Annotated in this window: 19 protein-coding genes; 13 read left to right on the forward strand and 6 right to left on the reverse strand. The window is 39.3% G+C overall.

What is annotated here, in order from left to right:
- Positions 1–90 precede the first annotated feature (90 nt).
- The 13 genes from KFO40_RS07170 (at position 91) to KFO40_RS07230 (ending at position 12,288) form a co-directional block, all read left to right on the forward strand.
- Positions 91–678, forward strand: coding sequence for a WbuC family cupin fold metalloprotein (locus KFO40_RS07170; protein WP_117977926.1), 588 nt, complete (start codon positions 91–93; stop codon positions 676–678).
- Positions 679–712: 34 nt separating this feature from the next.
- On the forward strand, positions 713–868 hold the full coding sequence (locus KFO40_RS07175; RefSeq protein WP_153882652.1) for a hypothetical protein: 156 nt from the start codon (positions 713–715) through the stop codon (positions 866–868).
- Between the two features lie 102 nt (positions 869–970).
- A complete protein-coding gene (locus KFO40_RS07180; RefSeq protein WP_055229393.1) occupies positions 971–1,342 on the forward strand; it encodes a hypothetical protein in 372 nt (123 codons plus the stop codon).
- Positions 1,343–1,369: 27 nt separating this feature from the next.
- Positions 1,370–1,825, forward strand: a complete 456-nt coding sequence (locus KFO40_RS07185) for a hypothetical protein (RefSeq protein WP_187325305.1) — start codon at positions 1,370–1,372, stop codon at positions 1,823–1,825.
- Between the two features lie 486 nt (positions 1,826–2,311).
- The gene (locus tag KFO40_RS07190; protein ID WP_055229391.1) at positions 2,312–3,106 is read left to right on the forward strand and encodes a polysaccharide biosynthesis/export family protein; all 795 of its coding nucleotides are present in this window, start codon (positions 2,312–2,314) and stop codon (positions 3,104–3,106) included.
- Positions 3,107–3,118: 12 nt separating this feature from the next.
- Positions 3,119–5,548: a GumC family protein gene (locus KFO40_RS07195; RefSeq protein ID WP_055229390.1), complete on the forward strand. Its 2,430-nt coding sequence runs from the start codon at positions 3,119–3,121 to the stop codon at positions 5,546–5,548.
- A gap of 18 nt (positions 5,549–5,566) precedes the next feature.
- Entirely contained in the window at positions 5,567–6,679 is a 1,113-nt protein-coding gene (locus tag KFO40_RS07200) for a radical SAM protein (protein ID WP_055229389.1), read from the forward strand.
- Positions 6,679–7,863 (forward strand): glycosyltransferase, encoded by a 1,185-nt coding sequence (locus tag KFO40_RS07205; RefSeq protein WP_081030127.1) that lies wholly within the window; start codon positions 6,679–6,681, stop codon positions 7,861–7,863. Before KFO40_RS07200 ends, KFO40_RS07205 begins: the two co-directional genes overlap by 1 nt.
- Before the next feature lie 35 nt (positions 7,864–7,898).
- A complete protein-coding gene (locus tag KFO40_RS07210) occupies positions 7,899–8,654 on the forward strand; it encodes an SDR family NAD(P)-dependent oxidoreductase (protein WP_225693978.1) in 756 nt (251 codons plus the stop codon).
- A gap of 12 nt (positions 8,655–8,666) precedes the next feature.
- Positions 8,667–9,674, forward strand: a complete 1,008-nt coding sequence (locus KFO40_RS07215; protein WP_055229385.1) for a hypothetical protein — start codon at positions 8,667–8,669, stop codon at positions 9,672–9,674.
- Between the two features lie 24 nt (positions 9,675–9,698).
- Positions 9,699–10,490 (forward strand): tetratricopeptide repeat protein, encoded by a 792-nt coding sequence (locus KFO40_RS07220; protein WP_151923091.1) that lies wholly within the window; start codon positions 9,699–9,701, stop codon positions 10,488–10,490.
- A 144-nt stretch (positions 10,491–10,634) separates the two neighbouring features.
- Positions 10,635–11,570, forward strand: a complete 936-nt coding sequence (locus tag KFO40_RS07225; RefSeq protein ID WP_055229382.1) for a DUF6734 family protein — start codon at positions 10,635–10,637, stop codon at positions 11,568–11,570.
- 91 nt (positions 11,571–11,661) lie between these two features.
- Entirely contained in the window at positions 11,662–12,288 is a 627-nt protein-coding gene (locus KFO40_RS07230) for a hypothetical protein (RefSeq protein WP_055229381.1), read from the forward strand.
- A gap of 387 nt (positions 12,289–12,675) precedes the next feature.
- Here KFO40_RS07230 and KFO40_RS07235 read toward each other — a convergent pair whose 3' ends face one another.
- From KFO40_RS07235 to KFO40_RS07260, 6 genes are all read right to left on the reverse strand, one after another.
- Positions 12,676–13,116: a hypothetical protein gene (locus KFO40_RS07235; protein ID WP_048696643.1), complete on the reverse strand. Its 441-nt coding sequence runs from the start codon at positions 13,114–13,116 to the stop codon at positions 12,676–12,678.
- Between the two features lies 1 nt (position 13,117).
- The gene (locus KFO40_RS07240) at positions 13,118–13,702 is read right to left on the reverse strand and encodes a hypothetical protein (RefSeq protein ID WP_048696646.1); all 585 of its coding nucleotides are present in this window, start codon (positions 13,700–13,702) and stop codon (positions 13,118–13,120) included.
- Positions 13,683–14,021 (reverse strand): hypothetical protein, encoded by a 339-nt coding sequence (locus KFO40_RS07245; RefSeq protein ID WP_048696669.1) that lies wholly within the window; start codon positions 14,019–14,021, stop codon positions 13,683–13,685. Before KFO40_RS07245 ends, KFO40_RS07240 begins: the two co-directional genes overlap by 20 nt.
- 164 nt (positions 14,022–14,185) lie before the next feature.
- On the reverse strand, positions 14,186–14,848 hold the full coding sequence (locus KFO40_RS07250) for a hypothetical protein (protein WP_048696648.1): 663 nt from the start codon (positions 14,846–14,848) through the stop codon (positions 14,186–14,188).
- A gap of 769 nt (positions 14,849–15,617) precedes the next feature.
- Complete coding sequence (locus tag KFO40_RS07255) at positions 15,618–16,355, reverse strand: DUF3944 domain-containing protein (RefSeq protein ID WP_048696657.1); 738 nt, start codon at positions 16,353–16,355, stop codon at positions 15,618–15,620.
- Positions 16,356–16,362: 7 nt separating this feature from the next.
- Positions 16,363–17,856, reverse strand: a complete 1,494-nt coding sequence (locus KFO40_RS07260) for a hypothetical protein (RefSeq protein WP_055229380.1) — start codon at positions 17,854–17,856, stop codon at positions 16,363–16,365.
- Positions 17,857–18,008: the final 152 nt, after the last annotated feature.

Below are 18,008 nucleotides of genomic sequence, written 5' to 3' on the forward strand. Positions count from 1 at the left end.
ACAGGTATTTGATCATGAAGATTTTTTTTGGCCAGTTTGGAAATTTGTAAGTTACTTGTTTTTGGCCACAAAAGACAGACAAGATACGATATGATAGAAATCAACAAAGAACTGCTTGATTCTCTCTTCGTACAGGCAGAGTCAAGCGACCGCAAGCGCATAAACCACGACTTGCGTACAAGTCTAAATGATGGAGGACAACGTATGCTTAATGCTATGTTGCGCAGTACTATAGTGCCTATTCATCGCCATCCAATGAGTAATGAGAATGTGATATTGCTCGTTGGAAAGATGGATGAAGTGTTCTATGACGACAATGGTATCGAAACAGAGCGAATCCATCTCGATCCATCAAAGGGGAACTACGGTTGTGTTGTTCCGCAATGTGCTTGGCATACCGTAGAAGTTTTGGAGCCTTGTGTTATTTATGAGGCAAAGGATGGCAAGTATGGTGAGGATGAAAGCGAAACACTTGATGAATATAAGTCAAAAAGGGATTTTGAATCATTTGAACATACTGGGTTCTCAAACTCTCTTGGTGACCTTAAAAAGAACATCGAATACCTTATAGGTATGGAACGACAGTCTGGTTCGATGGATGTAATCTCCCCTTTGTATGTCTCTCGTATGCTCAATGTCCCATTGGAAGATGTTGAGCAAGTTATGAAGGAACTATGATGAAGATATATAACCCTTTAATCAATAATTGAGTATGATTACAGAAGAATTGAAAAAGCATGTAGTAGAATTTGTAGAAATGGAGCAGCATAGTTACTCAATGGATCTCATGATTCTTGAGTATGTAGCTCGCAGCCTCCAGATAACAAAGAAAGATGCTGCCGAAGCTCTCGAAACATTGAAGAAATAATAATGTTTATCTGTCAACAAAGTACTGCTAATGCCTGCGGTTCGACATAAGTCTACTGATAGCAACCACAATGAATTTTTCCTACATTTCCTATAAAAAACGATGAGCATAATCTCGTTTACGTACCATAGTAATTTGGGTATTGTCCATAAGGAGTCATTTTTTCGGATTGCCACTATCCTTGGTGTGTCTGTCAGTAAATCATCAGATAAGCCTTATATGATTGAGAAGATCGACTCTTACGTCAAGTCAAATCCGATAGAGGTATTGGAAAAGCTTTGCGTGAAGGAATTGGCCCAGGAGTTTGTCAAGGCGTGTCCTAATACCTCTGTGGTAAAAGCTCCCTGCCGGATCGATACCCTAAAGATGTTTCTCTTGGTCTCTGTGTGTTATGACAAGAAGACGCGGAAGGAGAGTCTGCTGATGGTCGATGAACTACGGGAATTGTTTGCTCCCACCTTGATTCCGTCCTGAAAAAAAGTTCGGAAGAAGTCGAAGGAATTGGCGGTAGAACCGGATATGCCGATCATCCACCCTTTCAAAACAGAGATCTATGACTTTGACGGAATGTCCCTTGAGGAGATGCTCCAACGCTTTTTCGAGCATATTCTGGATGATGACCAGCTGACTGACGGTTACTTTGATGATGTTGATCCGAGGAGACCGGATGACAACCTTGAACTTTCCCAGAAGACTAAATATTCAATGGCATTGGATTTGGTGACGGTTGTCCGTAGCCTTTACTACAATTCCCAGGTTAAAGTGTTTAGGGCGTTCCATAAATTCATCATAAAGGGTAATATATGGGTGACATGTTTCTGGAGCGTTTCGAGGAGAGTTATGGCAACATCTGTTTCGATGGTGGGGAGGTTGATTCTGACACCTTTGAATGGGGCTATTATACCCTCAATGGCTTTGACAATGCTGGACTATAACGATCTCCATGTTTTTCTTTGATATCGCACGGAGGCTGGAGGTAGTTATAGGCCGTGAGGAGGGAGCGGAAACAAACCACCGGGCAAGCGGATACGAATTCTATAAATAGCAAATGAATGTCCAGAAAGAACGATCAGAATTTTATCGCCTTCTGTGATGAGTTAAAGGCGTATGTCCTGGAAAACCGTTATTTTCCGAATAGGCATACTCGTCTTTTGAACAAGATAAAATTTGTCTGTCGTAAGATCAATCAAGGCATACTAGAGAAGTGGAAACTGAAGATGTTCCTCGGCATAGCGGGATGCGGGATATGGACGGTCATATCGGAGGGCGAAAAAAGAAGGAACAGGAGGACCAGTAAGTAAGATACCTTGTCCTGCTTATCCGATTGAGCTGTAAAAGAAAAAGACCTTACCTAAGAATTCCAATAATATACCGTACTGGCCGGATGAAATGGGGATACCCGGTCTTGCGAAAAATTGTATAACCCCAGCAAGAAAGAAATATATGAAAAGATTGAAAGAATTATTCTATTGCGCATTGGCGACATTAATGTTTACAGGCTGCCAGTCCTACAAAAAAGTACCTTACCTGCAGGATGCTGAGGTCGTTTTGTACAGTACCCAGAACGAACAGCTTTATGATGCTAAGATCATGCCCAAGGACCTGCTGACGATAGTGGTGTCATGTACTAGTCCTGAATTGGCAGCACCTTTCAACTTGACAGTGGCTACGCAGAATAATGCTGCTTTGAGTTATACAACTACTCAGCCAGTCCTACAACAATATTTAGTTGATAACGATGGTAATATCAACTTTCCGGTATTGGGTGAACTTCATGTTGGTGGCCTAACCAAGAAGGCAACCGAACAAATGATCGTTGAAAAGTTGAAACCTTATATTACTGAAACTCCTATTGTAACAGTACGTATGGTAAATTATAAGATTTCTGTGATCGGAGAAGTTGCCCGTCCCGGTACATTCACGATTTCCAATGAAAAAGTGAATATCCTGGAAGCTTTGGCTATGGCAGGTGATATGACCGTATATGGTTTGCGTGATGATGTAAAACTAATACGGGAGAATGCTAATGGCAAGCAGGAAATAATTCCATTGGATCTGAATAAGGCTGAGACAATCCTTTCCCCTTATTACTATCTGCAGCAGAATGATATCATATACGTTACTCCGAATAAGGCGAAAGCACGAAACTCAGATATCGGAACTAGTACAAGCTTATGGTTCTCTGCTACTTCTATCCTTGTTTCTATTGCCAGCTTGTTGTTTAACATCTTGAAATAAAAAGAAAGAGTCATGAAAGAAGAAAATCAAAACGGGAAGGAACGCCAAATGGCTGAAGAACAAATAGATTTCCGGACATTGCTTTTTAAATATATTATTCATTGGCCTTGGTTTGTAGGGGCAGTGTTGCTCTGCTTTGTTGGTGCATGGTTTTATCTGCATTGGGCTACCCCCATTTATAATATTTCAGCCACCGTTCTAATAAAAGATGAGAAGAAGGGCGGAGGTTCGGGAGTTTCTTCGGAATTGGAGGATATGGGATTAAGTGGTCTGATGACTTCTTCTAAGAATATTGATAACGAGTTGGAAGTCCTACGCTCAAAAACGCTTGTAAAAGAAGTTGTTAATCAATTAAATCTGTATATAACTTATAAAGACGAGGATGAGTTTCCTGCTAAAGGTTTATATAAGACATCTCCTGTCCAAGTAAGCTTGACACCTCAGGAAGCTGAAAAATTAAAAACTTCGATGGTAGTCGAGATGACCTTACAGCCTGAAGGTAATATGGATGTGAATGTGACTATAGGTGAGAAAGGGTATCAGAAACATTTTGAGAAGCTGCCTGCTATTTTTCCGACTGATGAAGGTACATTGGCTTTCTTTCAAGATGTTGATTCGGTAACTTTGCAAGATGGAACGAAAGTGCCTCGGATGGAGAAGAACGTACGTCATATAACTGCGACTATCAACAAACCGATGAGAGTGGCAAAGGGGTATTGTAACAGCCTGTCTATTGCGCCAACCTCCAAGACTACTTCTGTGGCTGTGATTTCATTAAAAAATTCCAGTTTGCAACGTGGGCAGGATTTTATCAACCAGTTGCTTGAAATGTATAATCGCAATACGAATAATGATAAGAACGAAATTGCTCAGAAAACAGCTGAGTTTATTGATGAACGTATTAGTATTATTTCAAAAGAACTGGGAAGTACAGAAGCGGATTTGGAAACCTTTAAGCGTGACGCGGGTATCACGGACTTGACGAGTGAAGCTCAGATAGCCTTAGCCGGTAATGCTGAATATGAAAAGAAGAGTGTGGAGAACCGTACTCAAATCAGTCTGGTGAATGACTTGCGTAAATACTTGAAAGGTAATGAATATGAAGTATTACCAAGTAATGTTGGTTTACAAGATGCTGCCTTGATTGGTGCGATTGAACGTTATAATGAAATGCTGGTGGAACGTAAACGTCTGTTACGTACATCAACTGAGAATAATCCTGCTATTGTGAATCTGGATACGAGTATACGTGCTATGAAAGCCAATGTACAAGCTACTCTTGAAGGAACTTTGCAGGGGTTGATGATCACTAAATCAAACCTTGACCGTGAGGCGAGTCGCTATTCCCGTCGTATCAGCAACGCTCCGGGGCAAGAACGTGCTTATGTAAGCATTGCCCGTCAGCAAGAAATCAAAGCTGGCTTGTATCTGATGCTGTTACAGAAACGTGAAGAGAATGCAATTGCGCTTGCCGCTACTGCCAATAATGCAAAAATTATTGATGAAGCAATAGCTGACGATACTCCGGTATCTCCTAAAGGCAAAATGATTTATCTGATTGCATTGGTGTTGGGTATTGGAATTCCTGTTGGCATCATCTACCTGATTGAACTGACGAAATTCAAGATAGAAGGTCGTGCCGATGTAGAGAAACTGACAAGTGTGCCTGTTGTCGGTGATATTCCATTAACTGATGAGAAGAATGATAAGAATGGTTCTATCGCTGTCTTCGAGAACAAGAATAATCTGATGAGTGAAACCTTCCGTAATATTCGGACCAATCTTCAGTTTATGCTCAATAATGATCAGAAGGTGATCCTTGTGACCTCGACTGTCAGTGGCGAAGGAAAATCATTCGTCTCGTCGAATTTGGCAATCAGTCTTTCTCTTTTGGGAAAGAAAGTGGTGATTGTCGGGCTCGATATTCGTAAGCCAGGACTGAATAAAGTATTCCAGCTCTCTAATAAGGAGAGAGGTATTACTCAGTATCTTTCCAATCCTGAAACGGATTTGATGGAACTTGTTCAGCCTTCTGATGTAAATAAGAATCTGTTTATTCTTCCGGGTGGTACTGTTCCTCCTAATCCGACAGAACTGTTAGCCCGTAACGGTCTGGACAGAGCGATAGAAACCTTGAAGAAGAACTTCGATTATGTCATTCTTGATACTGCTCCTATTGGTATGGTAACCGATACCTTATTAATAGGTCGTGTAGCAGACTTGTCAGTTTACGTGTGTCGTGCTGACTACACTCATAAGGCGGAATATACATTGATCAATGAACTGTCTTTTGAGAAGAAACTGCCTAATCTTTGTACCGTCATTAACGGTGTAGACCTGAAGAAGCGAAAATACGGTTATTATTACGGCTACGGTAAGTATGGCAAGCATTACGGCTATGGCAAACGTTATGGCTACGGCTATGGATATGGAGAAAAGTGATGAATAAATGTATTTTTGATGGCTATTCCGATTAACCCTCTGTCCGATAAGTCTGTGGCGTACAGAAGCGTTGTGGACTTTTATTCAGCACGGTCTTCTTTTGCCATTCCCCGAAAAGTAATTCTGTGTCTGACCGACCGTTGTAACATGCGTTGTAATATGTGCACATTACAGCATACTACCGTGGAGAAGAAGGAACTGGAAGTGTCGGATTGGGTAGAGGCCATCGAAGAACTGTCATGGGCAAAGCCCACGTTTCTCTTGTTCGGTGGTGAGCCTTTGTTGTATGAGAATGTTGGTTCTCTTTTGGATTTTCTTTGTCAACGGGATTGTCCGGTGGAGGTCGTAACCAATGGTTTTTTCTTGGAGAAGTATGTTGATAAACTGATTGCAGTGGATGCTAGAGTGACAGTGAGTATGAGTGGTGTTGATAAGGTGCATGACAATATCAAGAATTGTCCGAATAGCTTTCAAAGAATAGCAGGCTTCTTTGATTTTCTTTCCCGGCATGCCCCGGCATATTTCAGTAATGTAGGGGTTAATTGTGTGATGACTCCCGATAATATTGACGGAATAGAGGAACTGATCCATTTTTTATCCTCATATCCTATTCATTCTCTTTCCCTTCAACACATGCAATTTTCTTCTGTTGCTTTGCGTAATATGACCGATCAGTTCTGGAAAAAGGCTTTTGGGGACGCTTTTACATTGGTATTGGAACCGAATGTCTCTTATGAGTACGATGATGCCTATTTAAAGAGGATAAAACTCCTTTCTTCTGTGGTAAAAAAATGGTCAGGTAAGATGAATATTTCATTTTTTCCTGCCCTTGATTCCCCGGACATTGATAATTATTATTCGGACCGGCGGCATTTTCTGTGCGGTAAGGATAATGTCTGTCTTAAGCCATGGCGTGTTCCTACCATCTGTCCCAATGGGGATATCTCCAACTGTTCGGGTATGGTGTTGGGTAATATAAAAAAACAGTCGTTTTGGAAGATCTGGAATGGTGAGAAGAATAATTCTTTTAGAGACAGCCTGATATCACACGGTTCCTTTCCGTTTTGTACACGGTGCTGCAGTTTTTACGAGAAATATGATCTTTCTGGCAAACTAAATGTTGATGAGTGATGAAAAATAATGTGTCTGTTGCCTGCCTTACCGCAGATTTACTGGGTGGAAGAAGCTTTTCCATAAATTATCATTTGTTTACTGTCATAAATGCCATATGTGAAAATATTTCCATATCCTCCATTCATTTATACACTACGTCAATTAATGATTTCAGTTCTGGCTCCTTGCAGGAGATACAGGCTGATTTTCATATTCATTTTCCCTGTTCCCGTATTCATGTACATGAGATGGATTCGAGGGATATCTCGCTTGCTGGGAAAGCCTTGTCCGGTTTTGATCTGCTTGTCTGCGAAATGTTTGTATGGAGCGATAGCATAAAATATGCTAGAAGCATGAATTCCGGAGTCAAGGTTATTTATTGTGTCCATTCCATTTTACAGCAGGAATGGATAGCCAATGCCCAGAATAAGTGGGTGGGTTTTGAGCACTTTCACCGTTTGCAGCGCGAATTGGTAGCCGTAGCGGATCATTTGGTCTTTGATTCCTGTATGGATAGAGAATATGCTTCCCGTTTTTTCCCGGATATACTCCACCGTTCTTCTGTAATTTATCCGATACCTGTGCCCATCTGTGGTTTTGACCGTACTTGGGATGTTACAAGGGTATCATTTCCAAAGTTCCGTTTACTGTATGCCGGGAGATGGGAGTACCGGAAAGGTATTGAACAGTTGGTAGACAGTTTTTTCCACTGTCATACACAATATGGCATGGAATTGCATATTCTGTCGGATTATCTCTATATGGAGAACTTCGACCGTCTTTTTCTTTCCCCGGACAATGCCGTCAAGTTTAAGTCCTTGCTGGATCGCGGAGCCATCAGCCTGACCGGTTGGAAACGTGACAGGGTGGAGTATATCTCATTCATTTGTGAACAGTGTGATACTCTGGTGGTTCCCAGTCTGTACGATCCTTTCAACATAATCACTTATGATGCCATACAGATGGGGGTTCCGGTTGTCCTGTCAAGATTCTGTGGTGTAAACGAACTGCTTCCGGAAGATTGTGGCAGGGTGGTAAGGACCAATCCTTATGATGCGTATGATCTTTTTAAAAGCATAGAAGAAATGTTTCTCGGTTTACAACACCGGGAGATTTTAATGCCGTGTATCTTATCCTATGGCATTGCTGACGTGAACAGGGAATACAATAAACTGTTAAACGGTATTCTAGGATTAACATGATGTTTTGAGCGATGGAAAATGAAAGTAAAATAATAATGATAACCGGTGCGACTTCCGGAATTGGTGTGGCGGTAATTAGGGAATTCCTGAGTTTATATTCCGGCTGCTATTTTATTTTGGTAAGTCGGAATCGGAAAAGAATGAGAGAACGGATAGAGAGTGATTCGGACATTAAGGACCGTATCCGGTATGAGATTGTGGAGACTGATCTTTGTGATTTGCACAAGTCGGAAGAGATACTTGAACCCCGTATCCGGGAAAAAGGACGTGTGGATATTCTTGTCAATGTTGCAGGCGGTTTCATATCCAAACCTTTTGTCGAGACGGAAGCGGAGGACTTTTATCAGTTGGTAATGTCCAATATGTTCACCGTTTTTGTCTCCTGCAGGACGGTTCTTCCTTTTATGCTTAACCAGCGTTTCGGTTCCATAGTAAATGTCGGTTCCGTTTTGGGACTTCGTTCCTTGCGTGATACCAGATGCTCCGTCTATGGTTCCGTGAAGTCCGCTGTTGTGCATCTTACCCGTTTGTTGTCTGTGGAATACGGCGGGTATAATATTCGTGTGAATTGTGTTTGTCCGGGCATATTGAATCCCGTCGAGGGGGCCGGTGAGGGAAGTTATGAGGCTTATCGGAAACTAAATGGAATGAATCATTATCTGGGGGAACAGCCCTTAAAATGGTTCGGTTCTTCCTCTGATGTGGCTAAGGCTATTGTTTTTCTTGCCGGGGAACAATCGGGATGGACCACCGGAGAGATAATGTGCGTGGATGGTGGAACAGGACTTTAGCATAGGGATAAGATGACAGGGAAATTAAAAGAGGGTAAGAATGTGTGTATTCTTTCCTCCTTGATAACGGACAAGCTTTCTTTTGTATTCATTTTGCTTGTTTCTATGATTCTGTTCTTGTTCTTGTGCTGGCAGTGCTATATTGGTGCGAAGACTACAGAACATATGTCTACTATAGAATCCCGTTTATTGGAGGAATTGGTCGATAATGTTGAAGACTCCTCTAAAACTGATAAAAATTTACTGTATTGCAAAGAATCCTTACACGCCGAACTGCGGCTGATTAAGGCACGTTTTGAAGACTTTTCCTCTTCTATTACTTTGATACTTAGTGTTGTCACGATTGTATTTGTTATTTTTAGTTTTTTGGGACTAATGAAAATACAGGATGAACTGAAGCATCTTGAAAAGGATAAGGAAGAGTTTGAGAGGAAAATGGAGGATAAGTTGAAGGGAATGGATGATGAACGGGAAAGGCACAAGCGTGAGATGTCCGATAACCTGCAAGAAATGCAGGAGATTCAGGATAAAACCCGTGTGGAAAGTCTGTTGTCCCAATTCCGTTATAAGGAGGCAGATATGATTTGTCGGAAGTATGAGGGCATGGGGTATCCTTATTTTATTTATGCGTCCGCTCGTGTCGAAATGGACCGTGAGAATTATAAGGGTGCCCGTGAAAGACTTGAGAACGTTATTCATCTTTTTTACAAGGATGTACAGAATGAATATTATTATTATTTGGGTGAGACCTATTTTTATCTGGAAGAATTTGAACTTGCCGGGAGGTATGTTCTTAAGGCTATGGAAGTTCTGCAGTCCAAATCAAGTCTGCCCGGTCTGGACTCCTCCAAAAAAGACCTGCGGATTATAGACGAGACATGTACTTCTTCCCAATATACTCTTTCCAGATATAGTTGTTTGTTGGGACGTATTTACCTGTCTACCATTCAAGGAGATAGTCCGGAGAATAACAACACCTTTGAAAAAGCATTGTCTGCTTTTGCCGAGGCACTCCGGTAGGATAAGCGGAATACCGATATTCTAATGTGGATTGCTATTACTTACCGGAAGAGAGGTGAATATTCCAGGTCAATAGAATTGTTGGAGAATATAATTGCCATAAATCCTGAGATGTGGTATTATTATCATGAACTGGCTGTCTCTTATTATCGCAAAGGACTTTCCCATAAGGGAACAGGGGATATTTCCCTGTCGCATGAATGTTATCGACAGGCGGAAGATTCGTATTGTATTTTGTTTGATAAGATGCGTGTGTATCATTTGGCTGATGATTATGGTTATCATTATCATCTGGGAGTCATTTATATTGAATGGGAAAAGTATCCGGAAGCGATAAGGGAGTTAAATTACTCTATTGAGAACAATGACAATGCGAAAGTATACTATTTTTATGATTTGGGCAGGGCCTACTATGGAGCGGGACAATACGAATCGTCAAGTGAGTATTTCAAGCTGGCGTGCGAAAAAAGTGAAGAAAAAGAATCGTTGTATCTTTTTTATCTGGCGTTATCCTACGTTTATCAATTAGAAAAAGGTAATGATGCAATTTCATGGGGAGAGACTGCCCGGTTACTTGAAAAGGCTATATTTATAGATGGTTACAAGGAATTTTATTATACGCATCTGGTAGTGGTGTATCTGGCAAGTGACAGGATGGCTAAAGCGGGTGAATATATGGAGAGATATAACCGGCTTACGGAAAGGAAAGACAGGAATCATTACAGGTTCTTGCAACTTTTGTTGAACGTGTTGTACTACTCACCTGATATAAAGGAATGTAGAGAGTGTTTTGTGAGGAGTAATGAGAATAATTAAAATTCCATGAATGGATTGGTGAATTTTGCGCGCCATTCATTGCAGGCAGGATTGAAGAGTGGTTCATTGCACGGTGACGAACTAAAGAATCGTATCCTTGAATTGCTTGCGTAGATATTTTCCTGTTAGGTAATCGTATTTTATATGCTCGGTATCCATTGTTTTTTCTCCCAGCCGGTTCAACAGGGACGTGATGTCAGCGGTGTATATAAGACTTATATTCCCGGTAAAATATTTTCTAATTATGCTTTATATACGATGCTCCTTTCCGCCCTACAATGGAAAAAAACGAATGGAAATATAAAGTTGTATTGCGATGCCTCTGTTTATGAACAGCTTCGGCAATTCCGACTGTTATCTTGCTGGGATGATATTGAAGTGCTTCGGGATGATTCCGTAGACAGGGGGATTAATTTACAAGTCTTCTGGTCGGCAGTGAAGTTTCTGGTTTATGAAAGGCAATACGAACCGTTTGTCTGTATCGATACTGACCTTATTGTCTGGAAAAAACTGGATATATGTCCCGATGTGGACTGGCAGTTTGCCCATTGGGAATCGATTGAGCCAGGGGACATTTCTTATCCTGATACCGCTACCCTGTCAAAGCCTGCAGGTTATATATTTCCTAAATTGGCATTTGCGGAAACGCGTGCATCAAATATGTGCATTACAGTATTCAATAACATGGATTTCTGTAGAATTTTCGTTAATGAAGCCTTCAAGTATATGCGTGGTAATAAGGTGGATTCCATATCCAGTTTGCATGCAACTCCTGAAATACTGTATATGGAGCAACGGCTTCCTGTTCTGCTTTCCAAGCGATATGGGTATACTTGTCGTCCTTTTCTTAATGCAACCTGGTCTCCTAAATTCTTCAGGTTTGTATCAGATGACCCGCAATATGGTAGCTGGTCATTTAACAGACTTGACGATAGAATGCTCTTTACCCATTTTTGGTTTTATAAGAAATGGCTGGAGGAACATCCTTTGGCTAAGCTTGAATTGGAACAGCAGTTGTTACACGAACTTGTTACTCGGTTTCCGGAAGAACCGTTGGATATGTTGCAATTTGCTAAATAACTGTTATGATAAGTGTTCGACTAACCTGTTCTGATGCTCTTTTGTGGAACAGGGGCTATTTTGTAGAATGTAAAAATGTGTTCTTGAATATATGAAAAAGACTGTAATCGAATATATCACCAATACGCTTGAAGATATTCCCAAGCAATCTCTTCAAACCAATAAGATGCGTTTACATGCTTTTTTCTCAGAACAGGAAACAATAGAGAAGCGAGGGACACATTTTGTATTCAGGTATGCTTTCTATTCTGTTGAAAAACTACGGCGACACACGAAACAAAGCCTGTTTAAAGAATATAATATGTTGTGTTCTGACTTGAAAAGTACTCCTTCCAGGAAAATATCGGATATGGAATATAAAGATGTTGTATTATATGGTGATGCTTCTTCCCCTGTAGTACAAGAACGATTGGCAGAATATTTGGAGCGGAATAATTCTTTAAAGATTCAGTTGTCTTTCTGTGATAAAGAAGCTCCAAAGTGTAAAACAGGAGAAAATATTGCCTATGCGGAACTTCAGAAAGCATTGTTTTATTGCAAAAGGAAAAAGTATTTGCTTCTGTTCATTTCAGTTCGTGATCTAATACAGGATATTCGCTTTTATGATTTGCTTGACGAATTTCGTGTTGATTTCCGTTGTGTTGACTTTCCTTGGTTTTGCAGGGAGAATCTACGTTTGATAAAAGCGGTTATGCTATATGAGAAGTTATCTCCTTGAACAGGCCTAAAATAGTGTATTTCTTTGCATATAATACCTTTTATATTGAATTCGTTATATGTAGGTCCCTAACTTCATGCTACAGGATGAAGAACCCTACATCTTTCGTTGGTTAAGAAAAGAGTACGGCGGTATATCTAAACCAACATTTTCATATCGGTTGATTTCCGATATGTTTTTTTACCCCATATATCAACTGTCTGTGAAGATCGTTGATATATATTTTCATAAATAGTTCGATACATGTCTTACAGGGAGATTTTTGTTGTTGAATGGGAGAAGGTGAAATATGGATGCCCGTGAAGAGAATCAATCTGGTACTTTCTAGTACTTCTTAAAAACAAAAAAGTAGAGAAGACAGCTCCCTAACTATCTTCTCTCTTGCTCTTAAAATGTCAATCTCATAACCACTTTCTCCGGTTGTGCTGTGATCTTAACTCTATCTACCTGATCTGCCCCAAGCATTACAGCCGAATTTTTATAACACCCTATAAATTCTCTCTTCGACATGAAAAACGTGTACCCGAAGGGAACGCCTCCCCAGTAATCCGGTATCCTGAAACCATTAAAACTATGCCCTGTGATTATGTTAGCATCAATATTATAGATCAACTTTGGATCATAATTCAGCCAGTCTATTTCCTTCTCCCTATATTTACGGAAAAATGTTAGTTCCAATGTTTTCCCTGATACTTCTCTAAGCTTAAATCTGACTCCACCGACATTAAAGACCTTATCCAGATCCGCCTGAACAGCATTTTCTATCATATCAACACTTAGTGTACCCAAATCATACACCTTGCCCATAACGAATATTTTCTTTTTCATATTACTCCAGGTCTCTTTCAATTAATATTTTAACTTTCCCCGTTCCCCTAGTCTGTATATAGATTACACTCGATACCCCTAAAGCAGCCAGAGCATCATTATACCAATCCCCAATCCACCGGACCGGTACAAACAGGTTCTTGTCTTCGTCCGAATACAACTTATTATCCCTTCTTGCCTCTTCTATGATATCCTCCTCCTCTACATTCAATATGTCGGCTGCAATAAGAATGGACAGATATTTGGGATCGTCTGCTTGTGGTATCTCCTCTGAATAGTTATAAAGCAGATACAATGCGTCTTCAAAACTGCTGACCTTGTGTCTGCTCAAGTTACTGGTTTGTATTCTTGTATCGAGCATTAATTCTACAACGGAATATGAAAAGTACTCCTCATTGCCGGTGTAGTATTTCTTCAGTTCGTTCTCACTGGTGAAACTTAGGATAGCGAGGTCCCGTAATGGCATTTGTGTTAATTTAGGCAGTACCGTTGTCCCGTCCGGGGTTATATAGTTCTCACTGTCTATATCTTTCACACGGTTATAATCACTCTCTTCTATTGTACCTTTATAAATTATCTTCTTCATGGTCGTTTGGTTTAGTTTTTTGTGAATAAATGGTTAGTGTAATTCCGTACTCTTCTTGCAGATACCTGGTCAGCCCATAATATGCGTCAACCCTTTTTCGGTTACGTGGCATCATCCCCAGTGCTTCCTTCAGTGTAATCCTGATACAGAGTCCGGTTATAAAAGAGTTTCCGAACTTCTCCTTGAGTGCTGTAATATCCTGTTCGTACTTCTCGTTACTATTACTTCTTGTTTTTTCGTTTACATCAGGACAAGAAGCCTTCTTTCCAACCTGACGCTTCAGTAATTCCTCCGGGGGACCACCAAAGAATAAATTCATAATACTCCACATATCAAATATGCTGTTTTTCATCATTAGTTAGGAATTGGCGGGATACTAAGAGCGTTTTGTCATTTTTTAGTGGACAGAAAAAAAGAAAAACGCACCAAGATTTTTTATCTCTTAGTACGTTATTATAATATTATCCTGATGAATAACGCAATTCATATATCAGACATGAAATGGTATTTTGATTTAATTCTTTGTTTTGTTTTTTTATTGACCTTTTTGAAATCATTTATGACTTTTGCAAATTTACCAGTCCCGCATATAACTTCTTTATGTTGATATTTACCAGGAATAGAAATAACATAGTAGTTACTGTATTTGCCACATTCGGATAATGTGCTTAATATATTGAATGTGCTACTCAAGACATTAAAGCTAAAATAAATGTCGGCTCTCCAATTTTTCTTTTGGGGTACATTATAATAATCTTCATGTACCATGATTAAGGTGCTACATTCAGAATCCTCATCAAAACTAGAATAGCCAAATGTACTCTCTACTATAACAGTTATTATATCAGGACTATTATAATTACAATCCACTTTCCTCTTCAAATCTACTAAATAATCATTTCTATTCTCGTTCCGATTTCTATAATAATGAGGATCATAATAAAGAGCCTTATTGTCTCTTCCTATAAGACCTAATTTTTCTTCCAGTTCATGAATTTTTAGATCTCGTTTTTTCTTTTCTTTAACTTTTTGAGGATTATGATTATAAATCCATTTGGCACCATAATAAACACCCAAAAATGGACTGCATATTATCAAACCACTTATCAAACCATATATATAAAGATCATCCTTGTCTATTTTCATAATTGTTTATTATTAAATTTCCGGTTATAATAATCCAATTTAATATTTTACCAATCATGTTTCCAGTACATTTTTAACGATATTCTTCAATTCACACTTCTTCAGATAGAGTAATTGTATTCTCGCTCCTCCATAGTTCATGAGAGTATCTATGATTCTGGATTATGTCTGAAAATAAAAATGAAAAATGCACGGAACCATTTCCATAAAAGCCATCCAATACCCCAAATGAGAGTTATACCTAAAATAATAGAGAGTATCATTTTAAAAAGACCGGTATACGTGTCTATCCACCACTTGCTGAAAGCATTCCAGGATATAAGATATTCCGGTTTAAAATCATGAAATATTGTTTTAAACGCAATAATGTATGCAATAATAATCATGACATATTTAATTACCTTATAAATCGTTTTTTTTCTGACCATTGTTTCTTTTTTGTTTACGGCTTATGAATATCTCAACAATGCGTATCTAATTCTTTTTTTTCATGTTTTCCCAGAACTTTTCATAAACAGAAATGAATATGGTATGCAAAGACGGCAAAGTTCTTATTCCACCACAACGTTTACAAGGCTGCGGACAAGAATAGATGGTAGCATGATACTCAATGTTCTTTCCAATGAAAATTTTGCCACATTCGGTACATCTGAAAATACTTTTTCCTTTAAGCATGATTGATATAGATTGTAATTTGTCTTTTCATAACAATACTCTGTAATTATCGTATTATTTCTCTCCTTTTTCATGGGGTGAGAACTTTTCCGGTCTATATATTTTGTTTTTCAGTCTGCATCTTGCGTCGCATATAGATTATTAGTACTACTCCCGGAATTGTTACCCTATATGCTGCTCCCGTCAGGTCTTTTAATAACCATGCTCCCATAATGATATTTATGGCAGGAACAAGTATCCCTCCGACTCTACTTACCAGTCCCAATCCCACCGCTATATCTAGTGCCACTCTGGGCACCAGCACGCTTGTTAACAATGTCAGAATCTGTGAAACGAATGCCGGGGACATGCAAGCCATCAGGACTGCGTTTTTCATAGCATCCTTGCTTTGATATGTATTGGCATCCAATTGCAAATCCTTAACTAATTCCTGCAATTGTTCATCGTTCATTTCTTCTAGTACATCATCCATTAACTTCTGAATCAGATACATCTCAATTCGTTCCGTAGATGAGTTTTTGTTATAATTGACTTTCTTCTTATCGCAAACATCCATCAGGATTTCACGATATGGCACTCCATATCCCCGAAAGAAGTTAGCAAAACTATCCCCGCCATAGAGTTGAAATTCATGTGCAATCTCTGTCCATGCTTTCTGTAATTGGTTAGGGTATGACTCTTTATACAGGCGTGTTCTGGATAATGTTTCCGAATATCTCGGATTATTGTCCTTGTCATATACCAGTAAATCAGCCAGTACTTTTAAATCTTCATTGGAACATTCTTCTAAGAATTCCAAATCTTTGTCCTTCAAAAATTTCTTTCCAAACATAATTGAATTATTTTATGGTGTTAATAAATATTTGATTCATATCCTCTTCTGACATATCTATCCGATCAAGTTCATGCATAAGTTGCTTTTCGGTTGCAACAACAATCTGTTCTCTTTTATTGATGACATAGAGGAAGCAACCTTTTAATCGTGTATATACATAGGCTTTTTGTATTTTATCTGTTTCCCTGACCTTGATATGTGTGATAAAGTCCTCGTTAATAATATCCCGCTTTTGAATCTCTTCCATACAGGCGTCAAATTCATCTTCGTTAATTATCATGTAGTCATTACATAAGTCCTGTATGGCTTCTTGTATGATATTGTATTCTTTCCTTTCCTTATTGGTTTTAAGTAATCGGAAAACAACATCACTGGCTGCAAGGGAGGACAAAATTCCAGTGAGAGCAGGGATAATCATCTTCATGGGTACAGGCAGCGGAAATCTGGATGCCACGCTGAATCCTGCTGTAAATGCGGCAAATCCGACCATCGATCTGGTGATGGAGGCTGTTAACTCTTTCCATGACATTCTGTTATCCATGAATTTAATGAAATCAGGCACAGTATTGATCAATATAAATGTGGTATTCACTATGATATTTGTTCTGAAAAATTTTATTACTACATTCTTGGCGGCAGCTCCTGTTACATGTTTCTCACAAATTACCGCTGCAAACTTATGGATCGTGTCCTTCCCTAAAGCATAGTTGTATACCGAATTAACAGCTGATTTTGACGCTTGGGTGGATGTGGTTAATAATCCTCGTCCCATAGCTGTTTTAAAAAACTGACGTACTAACACGCTACTAATAAAAACAGAACCTCCGGTTTTAATGCTTTCTACAAAAGAAATCTTTAAAGCGTCCCCTGTATCTATCTCCTTGTATTTAAGTATTGCAAAGTTGATAATGAAAGAAATGCCTAATGATGATGCGGTAGATACCACTGATTGTTTGGCATCAAACAGCAATGAATCTATATTGCCTGCTTTGGCTATATTTCTTGCCTGTTTAAATGTTACACATCCTGCTTTTACTAATGTTTGGGCTTCCTCCGGATCGGTGACCCCGGCAACTTTCCCTTCTTTAATTTTTTCTCTCATTAGGTTTACCGCTTGCTCATACTGATCTTTGGGAACTTCTAAGAGCATCGGTTTACCGTCTGTCTTTTGATAATAGCGGTACATTCCGGTCTCCACATCAAATGCCGAATTTATGGTTTTAGCTGCCGTATCATAATATTTAGTTTGGATATATACTCCATCCACGATTCGGTCCGCACCATTCTTTTCGTTGTTCCGTCCTATGTCTTCTACCTTTTTATGCTGCCAACGATCGTGAAGTGAATTGGCATCTTCAGCCATGAATCCCAATCCTCCTTTTGTATGTGCCTTCATTAGCTGGGTCTCAAATTCTATATTCTGCGTGATTTTAATAGCTCCGACAGGATCTATAATATGACTATCGATAGGGGTAGTTGATTCTTTGGGGTCTTTCATGGGGCCTTTCCTCCTATACACCTATAAGTCCCCTAATTCAGCTGTTAGTTTGATTAAACATTGGTATACAAGAAAAGCTCTAAGTTTGCAGTCGCAAGATAAGAGAGTGGAAAATTTATCTTAATAATACCAAGCGTGGCAGATAAATTTGT

Source organism: Bacteroides sp. 1001302B_160321_D4, assembly GCF_015667765.1.
GTDB lineage: Bacteria > Bacteroidota > Bacteroidia > Bacteroidales > Bacteroidaceae > Bacteroides > Bacteroides xylanisolvens.

Bases quoted from the DNA above. Each gene is read 5' to 3' on its own strand.
- KFO40_RS07195 (WP_055229390.1), top strand. From the start codon at position 3,119: ATGAAAGAAGAAAATCAAAACGGGAAGGAACGCCAAATGGCTGAAGAA.
- KFO40_RS07230 (WP_055229381.1), top strand. From the start codon at position 11,662: ATGAAAAAGACTGTAATCGAATATATCACCAATACGCTTGAAGATATT.
- KFO40_RS07190 (WP_055229391.1), top strand. From the start codon at position 2,312: ATGAAAAGATTGAAAGAATTATTCTATTGCGCATTGGCGACATTAATG.
- KFO40_RS07180 (WP_055229393.1), top strand. From the start codon at position 971: ATGAGCATAATCTCGTTTACGTACCATAGTAATTTGGGTATTGTCCAT.
- KFO40_RS07220 (WP_151923091.1), top strand. From the start codon at position 9,699: ATGTGGATTGCTATTACTTACCGGAAGAGAGGTGAATATTCCAGGTCA.
- KFO40_RS07240 (WP_048696646.1), bottom strand. From the start codon at position 13,702: ATGAAGAAGATAATTTATAAAGGTACAATAGAAGAGAGTGATTATAAC.
- KFO40_RS07215 (WP_055229385.1), top strand. From the start codon at position 8,667: ATGACAGGGAAATTAAAAGAGGGTAAGAATGTGTGTATTCTTTCCTCC.
- KFO40_RS07175 (WP_153882652.1), top strand. From the start codon at position 713: ATGATTACAGAAGAATTGAAAAAGCATGTAGTAGAATTTGTAGAAATG.
- KFO40_RS07250 (WP_048696648.1), bottom strand. From the start codon at position 14,848: ATGAAAATAGACAAGGATGATCTTTATATATATGGTTTGATAAGTGGT.
- KFO40_RS07170 (WP_117977926.1), top strand. From the start codon at position 91: ATGATAGAAATCAACAAAGAACTGCTTGATTCTCTCTTCGTACAGGCA.
- KFO40_RS07205 (WP_081030127.1), top strand. From the start codon at position 6,679: ATGAAAAATAATGTGTCTGTTGCCTGCCTTACCGCAGATTTACTGGGT.
- KFO40_RS07235 (WP_048696643.1), bottom strand. From the start codon at position 13,116: ATGAAAAAGAAAATATTCGTTATGGGCAAGGTGTATGATTTGGGTACA.
- KFO40_RS07225 (WP_055229382.1), top strand. From the start codon at position 10,635: ATGCTCGGTATCCATTGTTTTTTCTCCCAGCCGGTTCAACAGGGACGT.
- KFO40_RS07260 (WP_055229380.1), bottom strand. From the start codon at position 17,856: ATGAAAGACCCCAAAGAATCAACTACCCCTATCGATAGTCATATTATA.
- KFO40_RS07255 (WP_048696657.1), bottom strand. From the start codon at position 16,355: ATGTTTGGAAAGAAATTTTTGAAGGACAAAGATTTGGAATTCTTAGAA.
- KFO40_RS07200 (WP_055229389.1), top strand. From the start codon at position 5,567: ATGGCTATTCCGATTAACCCTCTGTCCGATAAGTCTGTGGCGTACAGA.
- KFO40_RS07245 (WP_048696669.1), bottom strand. From the start codon at position 14,021: ATGAATTTATTCTTTGGTGGTCCCCCGGAGGAATTACTGAAGCGTCAG.
- KFO40_RS07210 (WP_225693978.1), top strand. From the start codon at position 7,899: ATGATAACCGGTGCGACTTCCGGAATTGGTGTGGCGGTAATTAGGGAA.